General features: G+C 69.8%; 10 protein-coding genes. 7 read left to right on the top strand and 3 right to left on the bottom strand.

The genetic code is table 11. The features are described 5' to 3' along the window. The first annotated feature begins 23 nt into the window (after positions 1-23). Together pdeM and BM066_RS10260 are read left to right on the top strand one after the other, a co-directional pair. Positions 24-728: a ligase-associated DNA damage response endonuclease PdeM gene (gene pdeM, locus BM066_RS10265; RefSeq protein WP_255367546.1), complete on the top strand. Its 705-nt coding sequence runs from the start codon at positions 24-26 to the stop codon at positions 726-728. Between the two features lie 61 nt (positions 729-789). Further along, entirely contained in the window at positions 790-1257 is a 468-nt protein-coding gene (locus BM066_RS10260; RefSeq protein ID WP_089927084.1) for a hypothetical protein, read from the top strand. A gap of 14 nt (positions 1258-1271) precedes the next feature. Here the strand turns inward: BM066_RS10260 and BM066_RS10255 are convergent, their stop codons facing one another. Together BM066_RS10255 and BM066_RS10250 are read right to left on the bottom strand one after the other, a co-directional pair. Next, a complete protein-coding gene (locus BM066_RS10255) occupies positions 1272-1751 on the bottom strand; it encodes a DUF3429 domain-containing protein (protein WP_089927080.1) in 480 nt (159 codons plus the stop codon). A 190-nt stretch (positions 1752-1941) separates the two neighbouring features. Further along, complete coding sequence (locus BM066_RS10250; protein WP_089927078.1) at positions 1942-4962, bottom strand: peptidoglycan-binding protein; 3021 nt, start codon at positions 4960-4962, stop codon at positions 1942-1944. Between the two features lie 213 nt (positions 4963-5175). Here BM066_RS10250 and BM066_RS10245 point away from each other — a divergent pair, with 213 nt between their 5' ends. Then, positions 5176-5388, top strand: coding sequence for a hypothetical protein (locus BM066_RS10245; protein WP_089927075.1), 213 nt, complete (start codon positions 5176-5178; stop codon positions 5386-5388). Here the strand turns inward: BM066_RS10245 and BM066_RS10240 are convergent. Further along, positions 5348-7021: a phosphatidylglycerol lysyltransferase domain-containing protein gene (locus BM066_RS10240; protein ID WP_089927073.1), complete on the bottom strand. Its 1674-nt coding sequence runs from the start codon at positions 7019-7021 to the stop codon at positions 5348-5350. The genes BM066_RS10245 and BM066_RS10240 overlap by 41 nt on opposite strands. A 195-nt stretch (positions 7022-7216) precedes the next feature. On the opposite strand from BM066_RS10240, the gene BM066_RS10235 reads away from it, so the two are divergent. From BM066_RS10235 to BM066_RS10220, 4 genes are all read left to right on the top strand, one after another. Then, positions 7217-8422, top strand: a complete 1206-nt coding sequence (locus BM066_RS10235; protein WP_089927069.1) for an acyl-CoA dehydrogenase family protein — start codon at positions 7217-7219, stop codon at positions 8420-8422. A 24-nt stretch (positions 8423-8446) separates the two neighbouring features. Continuing rightward, a complete protein-coding gene (locus tag BM066_RS10230) occupies positions 8447-9073 on the top strand; it encodes a 2-hydroxychromene-2-carboxylate isomerase (protein ID WP_089927067.1) in 627 nt (208 codons plus the stop codon). Position 9074: 1 nt separating this feature from the next. Beyond that, positions 9075-10208 carry an acyl-CoA dehydrogenase family protein gene (locus BM066_RS10225; protein ID WP_089927064.1) on the top strand — a complete coding sequence of 378 codons (1134 nt, stop codon included), beginning with the start codon at positions 9075-9077 and terminating at the stop codon, positions 10206-10208. 358 nt (positions 10209-10566) lie between these two features. Further along, positions 10567-11262: a Crp/Fnr family transcriptional regulator gene (locus tag BM066_RS10220; RefSeq protein WP_089927060.1), complete on the top strand. Its 696-nt coding sequence runs from the start codon at positions 10567-10569 to the stop codon at positions 11260-11262.

Here is an 11262-nt window from a genome sequence, read left to right as displayed (position 1 = left end):
AGAGTATGCATGGCGTGACCAGTCTGGCGTTCCAAATCGGCGACTGCGGCGGCCTGCGGGTCGAGATCGCGGGGACGCGCGCCGTGCTGCGCCACTCCGGAGCGCTGTGGCTGGAGGCCGAGCGCACGATGGTCGTGGCCGACCTGCATTTCGAGAAGGGCAGCAGCTACGCCGCCCGCTTCGGCCAGATGCTGCCGCCCTACGACACCCGCGAAACCCTCGACCGGCTGGAGCGCGAGATGGCCCTGCTGTCGCCGGCGACCCTGGTGTTCCTGGGCGACAGCTTCCACGACGGGGCCGGCGAGGATCGGCTGCCGGGCGAGGACCGGTCCCGCATCGCCGCCCTGGCCGTGGGCCGCCGACTGGTCTGGGCCGTGGGCAACCACGACGCGGACGGCCCCCGCGCCCTGCCCGGCGACGTGGTCGACGAAGCCAGGATCGCCGGCCTGACCTTGCGACACGAGCCCCTGCCCGGCGCCCAGCCCGGCGAGGTGGCCGGCCACCTGCATCCGGCCGCCAAGGTGACCAGCGGCCGGGCCACGATCCGCCGCCGCTGCTTCGTCACCGACGGACGGCGCCTGGTGCTGCCGGCGTTCGGCGCGTTCACGGGCGGGCTGAACATCCTGGACCAGGCCTTCGCCCCGCTGTTCGGCGGGCCCGCCCTGGCCGCCGCCCTGGGTCCTCGGCGCGTGCACGCGGTCGGCTGGAAATCGCTGCGCCCGGACTGAAGCGGATCACCCTTCTCCTCCGGGCGTTTTGCCCCCGGGACGCTGAAAAGGAAAACCCGTCATGCGACCGATCCTGATCGGCATCGGCGCCGTTCTAGCCTTGTCGTCGCCGCCGATGGCCGCCCTGGCCGGCGAGGCCCCGGTCAAGACCGTGGCCAAGCTCGACGCCAAGGACCCGAAATACGACACCGAAGCCTGCAAGGCCCTTCGCGCCAGGGCGATCGACTACGAAGAGCCCGGCCTGGTCAAGAAGGCGCTCAAGATGGGCGGCAACGCCGTCGTGCCCTTCGCCGGCACAGTGGCCTCGACCGCCCTGGGCATGAAGCAGAGCAGCAAGGAGGACAAGCTGAGCCGGCAGGTGGCCGCCGCCTGCGTGTCCGACCCGCTCAACGAGGAAACGCCGCTGATCAACGCGCCCAAGGCCGAGACCGCCGCAGTGGTCGCGATCGAGGCGCCGGCGGCCGATGTCGCCACGACCGGCGTGGCGGCGGACGTCTCGGCGACCGAAAACCTGACCACGGCCCGATAGCCGCGCGCAAAAAGCTAGAGGTGGAGGGCCTGCTCCAGGGCGAAGGCCAGCGAGATGGCCGCGCCGGACGTCAGCAGGGTGCGCAGGCGCGGCCGCCAGGCCGGCCCCTCGTGGCTGGTCACGTCCCACAGCCATTGCAGGATGAAGACCAGCAGGAAGCCGGAAAGCTGCCAGGCCGGCTCGAACTTCAGTCCGCCCAGCAGCAGGCCGAATCCAGCCAGGGGGAACAACAGGGACAGGCCCAGGGTGATCCAGCGCGGGCTGGCCCGTTCGATCTCGAGGCCGCAACGCACGCCGCCCAGGTACGACATCATGGCCGTCGAATAGGCCAGCAGGCTGATCAGCGCCACCTGGCGCATGTCGATCGGGCCGTAGCAGAACAGCGCCGAGCAGATCACGAAGGGCACGAGCGTGGCCAGGCCGCAAACCCATACCGCCGGGGGAACCGGCACGCGATCCTGCGTGTGATCGGCCGCTGTTGCTTCAAACGCCATACCTGCTCCTTCGGGCGCGCGTTCCGACGCACGCCCTTCCCCCCGGAAGGGATCGACTATTACCGAGGTCAGCCCATAGGTCCACGGACGATATTTGGCCACAGGACACAGCTTTTGAGCGAGCACCGCAGGGCGTTCGCTAAAAAAGACTTTGAAAACCTGGCTTTAGGAGCCGAAGGGCCGTCCGGGGTCAGCGCGCCCAGGTCGACAGGCGGCTGAGGGTTTCGCCGTCCAGCGCCCCGGAGGCCTGGAGGTTCTGGTCGCGCTGATAGGCGGCGATGGCCATCTGCAGGGCCGGCGAGGCGACGCCGTCCTGCGGACCCTGGTAGTAGCCCAGCTTGGACAGCGCCCGCTGGGCGGTGGCCAGGCCGGCGCTGGGCGCGGCGGCCGAGGCGACGGCCTGGACGGGCGCGGCGGCCTGCGAGCGGAAGCCGCTGGCCGAACGCTCGGCGATCCGCTGGCCCTCGGCGGTCAGCTGGCTGCGCAGGGCCATGGCCCGGGCGCGCGAGGCGGTGTCGCCCGACCGCGCCGCGATCAGGTACCACTTGTAGGCCTCGGTCGGGTTCTGGCTGACGCCCCAGCCGCCTTCGTAGAGCTGGGCCAGGTTGAACTGGCTGTCGACCAGGCCCAGGTCCGACGCCTTGCGGAACCAGCTGGCGGCCTTGGTCGAGTTCCGTTCGCCGCCTTCGCCCTTGTAGTAGTAGAGGGCCAGGTTGTGCATGGCGCGGGCTTCACCGGCCGTGGCGGCGCGCTCGGTCCAGCGGCGGGCCTCGGCCAGGTCCTTCTTCACCCCGCCCTCGCCGACCTCGTACATCTTGGCCAGGTAGAACTGGGCGCGCGGCAGGCCCAGGTTGGCGGCCTTGCGCAGGCTTTCCAGGCCAGTGCGGTCCTTGGCCTCGATGCGACGCACGCCGTCGTCATAGAGGGCCTGGGCGTTCTCGCCGGGCGAGGCGACGGCGAGGGGCGCGGCCTCGGTCGAGATCGTCGTCGCTTCGACGGGGGCCTGGGAGGTCAGGGCCACGGCGGCGCGGGCGGCGGCCGGGCTGGTGTCGGCCTCGGCGGCGCGAATCTCGCCAGTGGCCTTGTTCGACGTGCCCTCGGCCACGCGCTCGGGCAGCGGGCCCGAACCTTGGGCCATGCTCATGATCACGCCAGCCGAGCCAACACCCAGGCAAGCGGCGGTGGCCGAGACCATCAGGGCGGTCTTCATGCCGCCCTTCTTGGCCTTCTTCTCCGAGCCCTTGGCGCCGAAGCCGGCGAACAGCGAAGTTCCCGCTTTCTTGGCCTTCGGCTTGTCCTTGCCCTTGGCGTCGCCCGACAGAGCGGCCTGGCGGGCGGCGGCCCGGGCCTGCTCGATCACCTCGCGGGTCGACAGCGGGCGCGACGGCGCGGCCGACTCTTGCGGAGCGGCGAAGTCGGAGCTGGCGAACTCGGGAGCCGAGAAGTCGCCGTCATGATCGTCGGCCGGCTCGAACGCCGTTTCCGGCTCCAGGGCCGAAGCGAAGCCGTCGGCGGCCTCGAAATCCTCATCGCCGAACTCCAGCGCCGGCGGCTCGCTGGCGGGGAAGGCCGGCGCTTCGAACACCGGGGCCTCGACGACGGCCGGCGCCGCGGTGCGGGCGGGCGTCGAGGCGGGAGACGGCGCGTGGGGCGGAATGAAGGCGGCCGGCTGGTGGAAGACGTCCTCCGGGACCTCCTCGCCGCCGAACGAGAAACGCTCGCCGTCGTCGAACGGCGACGGGGCTGGACGCGCGGGCGGCGGAGCCGCGGCAGCGACAGCAGCCTGCTCGGCGGCTCGGCGCTGAGCCTCGGCCAGCCTGGTGTCGATCTTCTCGCGCGCTTCCTCCAGCAGGCGCGCGGTGCGCTCCTCGCTCTGGCGGATGCGGTCGACCAGCTCCTGCGACGTGCGCTCGTGGCGCTGGTTCAGGCGGTCGGTGACGCGGGTGACCTGGTCGCCGACGTCATCGATAGCCAGGGCGTTGCGGCGCTCGGCGTTGCTGATCCGCTCGGCCAGCTTCTCGGTGATCCGGGCGATCTCCGTGCCCAGCTTCTCGAGCGCCTGGGCCTGGACGCTGTCGGCGCGGTTCAGCTTCTGGTCGATGCTGGCGGCGACCTGCTCGATGGCGGCGGTGTTGCGGGCTTCCGAGGTCTGGACGCGGCGGTTCAGGGCGTCGGCCATGCCGACCACCTCGCGGCCCATGCGCTCGATGGCCTGGGCCGAGCGCTGCTCGGCGGCCTGCACGTGGGCGGTCATCTCGCCCAGCTTGCGCTCCATGCGGTCGAAGCGGCCGTCGGCGGATTCGCGCAGCTTGGCGGCCATCTCCAGGCGGGCGGCCTCCATGCGCTGGGTCAGGCTGCCGGCCAGGTCGTCCAGGCGCTTCTGGACGCCTTCGCCGGGATTGCTGCTTTCGACGGTCCGCAGGCGGCCGTCCAGGGCGCTGAACGAGGCGTTCAGGGCCTGCAGGGCGTCCGAGGTGCGGGCCTCGGCGGCTTCCAGGCGCTGGCCGAGACGGGCCACGACCTCTTCGACCAGGGCCGAGGGATCGCCGACGCCGGCGCCGGCCTGGTTGTCCAGGCGCTGTTCCAGGTGGGCGATGGTCTCGCGGGTGCGGGCCTCGCCTTCATAGAGGTGGCCGGCGACCTTGCCGAGCGCGCCTTCCAGGGCGCGCAGGGCCTCGGCCGAGCGCGGACCGGCGGCCTCGGCCTCGATGCGGCGCAGCCGCTCGGCGGCGCGGGCCTGGTCGGTCTTGATGTCGTCCACGGCGCCCTCGAAGCGGGCGGCGACGGCGACCTGTTCGCGCTCGGCGGCGACCAGGCGCTGCAGGGCGCCGCGCACGGACTCGTCGATGCCGGAAATGGCCTGGGCCGAACGCTTCTCGGCCGCCTCGATGCGGTCGGTCAGCCGGTCCAGGGCGACGGCCACGCGGCCGACCTCGTCGGCGGGATGCTCGCGCGCCTCGATACGCGACGGCGCGCCGCCGCGGGCGGTCTCGTAATAGGAAGGATTGGCGCGATCGTTGTTGACCGCCAGGGAGGGACGGCTGGGCTCGCCGAACGCTTCAAGCGACGCGGCGTCGAAGCCCTCGCCCTCGATGATCATGCGATTGAGCCATTCGCCCAGGGTCATGCCGGAGCGGCGCGCGAGGTCCTTGGCGACCTCCCGTGCCTTGGGGTCTATCCCCTTAACGCTCCATGGCGCCGCGGCCGTCATGCGAATCGTTCCCTCTGCACCTGGGAACCAACGCTAGTCACCGATTCCTAGCGTGTAAACGCGACCCATACCGCTACATATAGCAATGGTCTAGATTAACTGTGGATGGTTAACAGGCGCACCTTCCTAACGTGTGTACCTAAGATTCGGCTCCGTGTAGTTAACGCTTGTTAACCATTTGCATGGCCGATTGTCGCAGGCCATGAGAGGCGAATGGACCTGCCCACGACCCTCGCCATCGCCCTGGCCGCCCTGCTGTTCGCCATCTTCTGCGGCTGGCGCGGCGCGCGTCCGATCAATGTTTTAAAGGGTCCGCGCCTGATGCCGTGGCGTCCGCTGATGGTGGCCGGCGCCGTCGTGGCCCTGCTTCTGGCGGCCCATATTCTCAATCTGCTGGGGATGAAGACGGGCGACCCGCGCTACTAGGTCGCGGCCTTTTCGTCAGGCCGGAGACGCCGCCGGACGACAGCAGGCCGATATCGGCGAGCAGAAAAGGGATCGCCCACTTGTGAGGCGCGGCAATGTAGCGCGGCTGCCAGACCGGATCGTACTTGTCCTTGTAGCGTCGGACGCCCTGGAAATTGTAGATTTCCTCGCCGCGCTCGTAGAGCAGGCGGCCCACGCGCGACATGATCGGGGCCAGCGGGCGGTCCTCCAGGCCGGCCAGCGGCGCGACCCCGAACTCGAACGCCTGGTAGCCCTGCTCCTTGCCCCAGCCCAGCAGCTCGACGAAAAGGTAGTCCATCACGTTCTTGGGCGCGTCGTCGGAATAGCGCATCAGGTCCATCGAGAACGAGACCTTGTTAGCTGTCGTCCACAGGGTGGCGAAGGCCACGATCCGGTTCTCGACCCGCACCAGGGCGACCGGGAACTCGGCCACGTAGCGCTCCTCGAAGCCGCCCATCGAGAAGCCCTTTTCGCCGCCAGCGTGGTGGGCCAGCCAGGCGTCGGAGATCCGCTTGAGGTCGTCCATCACCGTGTGGACCTGGTCGGCCGGGATGACCTCGAAGGCCGCCCCGCCCTCCCCGGCCTTGCGCCAGTTGCGGCGCAGGACCTCGCGGCGGCGGCCCGCCAGCGAAAAGGCCTCCAGCGGCACGGCGGCGCTTTCGCCGGTCTTCTGGATGGCCAACCCTAAATCGACGCTGTCGGGCAGGTCGGCGGGGCCCAGGGCGTAGAAGCCGGCGCGGGCGGCATGGGCGTCGGCCAGCTCGCGGAACCGCCAGAACAGCTCCATGCGCTCGTCGTCACGCCCGACCGGCGGCCCCATGGCGATCCACGAGCGGCCGCGCACGCCGAACATCAGGAAGCTCTCGCCAGAGGCCGAGAACAGGAAGCGCTTGTCGCCCAGCAGGGCCAGGTTCGACGGCGGCTCCGCGTTCTCGGCCTTGGCCAGGATGGCGCGGACGCGGTCGAAATCGGGGTCGGTGTCGTCGACGACCGGCGGGGTGGCCGGCGTCGCGATCAGCCGCCACACGCCGATGGCCATCAGCACGATGGCGGCGGCGGCCGACGAGCGAATGGCGCGGGCCACTTCCCGGTCGCCGATCGTCTTCATCACCGACTGGTCGGCGTATTCGGTGTGGGCGAAGGTCCACCAGCCGCACAGGGCCACTCCGATCAGGGCCGCCGCCGCCGACAGCAGCCAGCCCGGCGTGATCTCCATCCGCGACAGGGCGGCCTTGCGCGGGAAGGCCTCGTGGAACGGCAGCATGACCAGCATGATGGCCGTCAAAATGACCGTTTCTTCCCAGTTCAGGCCCTTGAACAGGGCCAGGATCGCCCCGGCCGCCAGGGTGAACAGCGCCGCCCACCAGGCCGCGTCCAGGCGCGAGCGCAGGCCGAAGGCCAGCAGGATCAGGACCAGGCCGAGGATCGACGAGACGAAGTGGCTGACTTCGATCAGCGGTCCGGGGGCCACGGCCACCCAGATCGCGAAGCGGGTCGGCTCGGACGGCGTGGCGCCCGAGGCCAGCAGCAGGATCCCGGCGCAGGCCGCCAGGATGGCCGACAGCGTCGGCGCGACGGCGAGAAAGGCAGGCCTCAGTTGCGGCGCGGACATCAAGACCCCTGATCGGCGAATCCCGGCGGGACACGTCATCGCCTCCTCTATAGCCCGGCTTGCCTCCGGCGGGCGCCCGCCGCGTGACGAACGATCGTTTGAATCAGCTTGCCCCGGCCGCCTCATGGCGTAGTCTGCTGGCCGACGACGCGAAAAAGCGTCGCGAACGACACGAGCGCGTTAGGGAGAACGGCCATGGCGGATTTCGGCGGCGGCGACCTGGAGACCTTCCGCGCCGAGACGCGGGCCTGGCTCGAGGCCAACTATCCCCCGTCCCTGAACGCGCCGATGAGCGAGGACGACGCCCCCTGGGGCGGCCAGAGGTTCCAGTGGAAGAATCCCGACGCCAAGCTGTGGCTGGACCGGATGGCCCAGCGCGGCTGGACCGCGCCGATGTGGCCCAAGGCCTATGGCGGCGGCGGCCTGTCCAAGGCCGAGAACAAGGTGCTGGAGCAGGAGCTGCGTCGCCTCAAGGCCCGTCCCGCCCTGATGAGCTTCGGGATCTGGATGCTGGGTCCGGTGCTGCTGGAATACGCCACCGAGGAACAGAAGCAGCGCTTCCTGCCGCAGATCGTGCGTGGCGAGACCCGCTGGTGCCAGGGCTATAGCGAGCCGGGCGCGGGCTCGGATCTCGCCTCTCTCCAAACCAAGTGTGCGGACAGGGGCGACCACTGGCTGATCAACGGCCAGAAGGTGTGGACCAGCTACGCCGACCAGGCCGACTGGATCTTCTGCCTGGTGCGCACCGACACCAGCAAGAAGCACGAAGGCATCTCGTTCGTGCTGTTCGACATGGCCTCGCCCGGCGTCGAGGCCCGGCCGATCAAGCTGATCAGCGGCTCCTCGCCGTTCTGCGAGACCTTCTTCGACAATGTGAAGGTCCCCAAGGATCAGCTGGTCGGCAAGGTCAACGGCGGCTGGGACATCGCCAAGCGCCTGCTCCAGTACGAGCGCCAGAACATCTCGGCCTCGGGCTTCGGCGGCGGCGGCGGGCTGGACCTGGTCGAGGCGGCCAAGAAGGAGGTCGGCGTCGACGCCTCCGGCCGGCTGGCCGATGGCGACCTGCGGGCCCGCATCGCCCACCACCGCATGGACGCCCACGCCTTCATGCTGACCGTGCGCCGCGCCGAGGCCGAGTCCAAGCAGGGCTCGGGACCCAGCGCCGCCGTCTCGATCATCAAATACGCCGCCGCCAAGATGAACCAGGAGCGCACCGAGCTGCTGGTCGAGGTCCTGGGCCTGCAGGGCCTGGGCTGGGAGGGCGAAGGCTTCGCCCCCGACGAACTGGCCGCGCCGCGCGCCATGCTCCGCGCCAAGGGCAATTCGATCGAGGGCGGCACCAGCGAGGTCAATCTCAACGTCGTGGCCAAGCGGGTGTTGGGCCTGCTGGATCACCAGTAGCGACGGCGCGATCGAGTCCTGGCCATGATCGAGTTCTGGTACGAGTTCGGCAGCACCTACAGCTATCCCGCCGCCATGCGCATCGAACGCCTGGCGCAGGCGGCCGGCGTGCCGGTGGCCTGGCGGCCGTTCCTGCTGGGGCCGCTGATGCACGAGCAGCAGGGCCTGAACGACAGCCCGTTCAACGCCTTCCCGGTCAAGGGCGACTACATGTGGCGCGACCTGCAGCGGATCTGCGACCAGGAAGGCCTGCCGCTGGTCCATCCCAGCCAGTTTCCGCGCAACGGGTTGCTCGCGGCCCGCGTCGCCATCGTCGGGCTGGAGGACGGCTGGACCCCGGCCTTCAGTCGCGCGGTCTACCAAGCCAACTTCGTCGACGACCACGACATCTCCAAGCCCGAGGTGCTGGCTCCGCTGATCGCCTCGGTCGGGGCGGGTCCGGACACCGTCCTGGCCGCCGCCAACACCGACCCGATCAAGACCCGCCTGAAGGACCATGTCCGCCAGGCCCAGGCGCGCGGCCTGTTCGGCGCGCCCTCCTTCGTCACCGCCGACGGCGAGCTCTTCTGGGGCAACGACCGTCTCGAACAGGCCCTCGACTGGGCCGTCCGCCATCAAGACTTTGAACATGCCATTGGGGAGCAAGCCTGACATGGCCGTCCTGACCGAAGAACAGACCATGCTGCGCGACGCCGCCAAAGGCTGGACACAGGACAGCGCCCCGGTCGGCGCTCTGCGCAAGCTGCGCGACGGCGGCTCCAGGCGGAGCTTCGATCCCGCGACCTGGAGCGAGATGGGCGCCATGGGCTGGGCGGGCGTCATCGTTCCGGAGGCGCATGACGGTTCGGCCTTCGGCTATCTGGGCCTGGGCCTGATCCTGGAGGAGACCGGCCGCAACCTGGTGGCCTCGCCCCTGCTCTCCACCGCCCTGGTCGCCGCCTCGGCCCTGGTCCTGGGCGGTTCGGAAGCCCAGAAGGCCGCATGGCTGCCGAAGATCGCGGCGGGCGAGGTCGTCGCGACCCTGGCTGTCGACGAGGGCGCGCACCACGCGCCGCTGAACACGGCGCTGTCGGCGACGGCGTCCGGCGACGGCTTCGTTCTGAACGGGACCAAGACCTTCGTGCTCGACGGCGAGGCGGCCGACCTGCTGATCGTCGCCGCCCGCACCTCGGGCGCGGCGGGCGACGGCGACGGGATCACCCTGTTCCTGGTCGCGGGCGACGCCCCGGGCGTGACCCGGAGCCACCTGGCTCTGGTCGACAGCCGCGGCGCCGCCAAGATCGCCTTCGACCAGGTCCAGGTCGGCGCCGACGCGGTGCTGGGCCAGATCGGCAAGGGCTGGGCGGTGTTGGAACCCGTGCTCGACCGCGCCTACGCCGGCTTGGCCGCCGAAATGCTGGGCTCCGCCACCGCCGCCTTCGAGATCACCCTGGACTACATCAAGACCCGCACCCAGTTCGGCCAGGTCATCGGCGCCTTCCAGGCCCTGCAGCACCGTGCGGCCAAGCTGTTCACCGACCTGGAGACCACCCGCTCGTGCGTCGAGGCCGCCCTGGAGGCGGCGGACGCGGGCGGCGATACGCGCTTGCTGGCCTCGCTGGCCAAGGCCAAGGCGTCCGAGGTGCTGCACCTGGCCTCCAACGAAATGGTCCAGATGCACGGCGGCATCGGCATGACCGACGCCCACGACGCCGGCCTCTACATGAAGCGCGCCCGTGTCGCCGAGGCCCTGTTCGGGTCGGCCTCGTTCCATCGGGATCGGTACGCGAAGCTGTCCGGGTTCTAGGTTCGGCCTGTCCCGTTGGTGAGACGCCGGCGGCGGCCGGCGGTTTCGGCGCGCGCACGGCTGGGCGCGCGTCAGCGCGCCCTTGAAACCGTCAATTCAGGCCAACGGAAGCAAACGCCGCCTCCAGCGTCGATTGATAGAAATGCATTCCGGACGTCAGCGATGCGCGACGTCGTGCTTCTTATTAATATTCCCGCAATGTCGGGTATCCGACGAACCCAATATCGACTTCGGAACCCTTCGAAGCGCTCTGCATTTGTGTCGACTACTCGACAGCGCTCAACCCGCTTCCAACCTATAGCTTCAAACCTTTACTGCATACCCATGATCGATTCGCTTCGACGGGACCGCCGCAACTTTGAAAAATCGTCTGCTCGCCGCCCTGCCGACTGAAGATCTCGGCCTGATCGCGCCTCATCTCACCCAGCACGAGCTGGAGAAGGGCCGCCATCTGTGCGATCCAGGCGACCCGGTCGAAGCCGTCTATTTCCCGCACGACTGCGTCATCTCGCTGATGACCCTGATGGAGAACGGGGCGGCGATCGAGTCCGCGCCGGTCGGCCGCGAAGGGGCCCTGGGCCTGATGGCCGCCGTGGCGCCGCGCCAGTCGCTGGTGCGGGCCATCGTCCAGGCCCCCGGCCAAGCCTCGCGGATCAGCGCCTCGGCCCTGCATGACGCCTGGATCCGCAGCCCCGCCCTGCGCGACCTGGTCGACCGCCACAACGAGGCGCTGTTCGGCCATGCGATCCAGTCGGTGGCCTGCAACGCCCTGCATGGGGTCGAGGCCCGCTTCTGCCGCTGGCTGCTGTCGTGCCGCGACCGCATCGACGGCGACACCATCAACCTGACCCAGGAATTCCTCGCCGACATGCTGGGCGTCCAGCGCACCACGGTCACGGCCGTGGCCGGTTCGCTGCAGACCAAGGGCCTGATCCGCTATCGGCGCGGCGTCGTCGACATCCTGGACCGCGCGGGCCTGGAGGCCATCACCTGCGAGTGCTACGCCGCCGTGCGACGCGGCTACGAACGCCTGCTGCCGCTCCCGTTCGGCTGA

Source organism: Caulobacter sp. UNC279MFTsu5.1 (genome assembly GCF_900114015.1).
Taxonomy (GTDB): domain Bacteria; phylum Pseudomonadota; class Alphaproteobacteria; order Caulobacterales; family Caulobacteraceae; genus Caulobacter.
The sequence above is the reverse complement of the archived record's forward strand: the minus strand, read 5'-3'. Positions and strand labels throughout refer to the sequence as shown.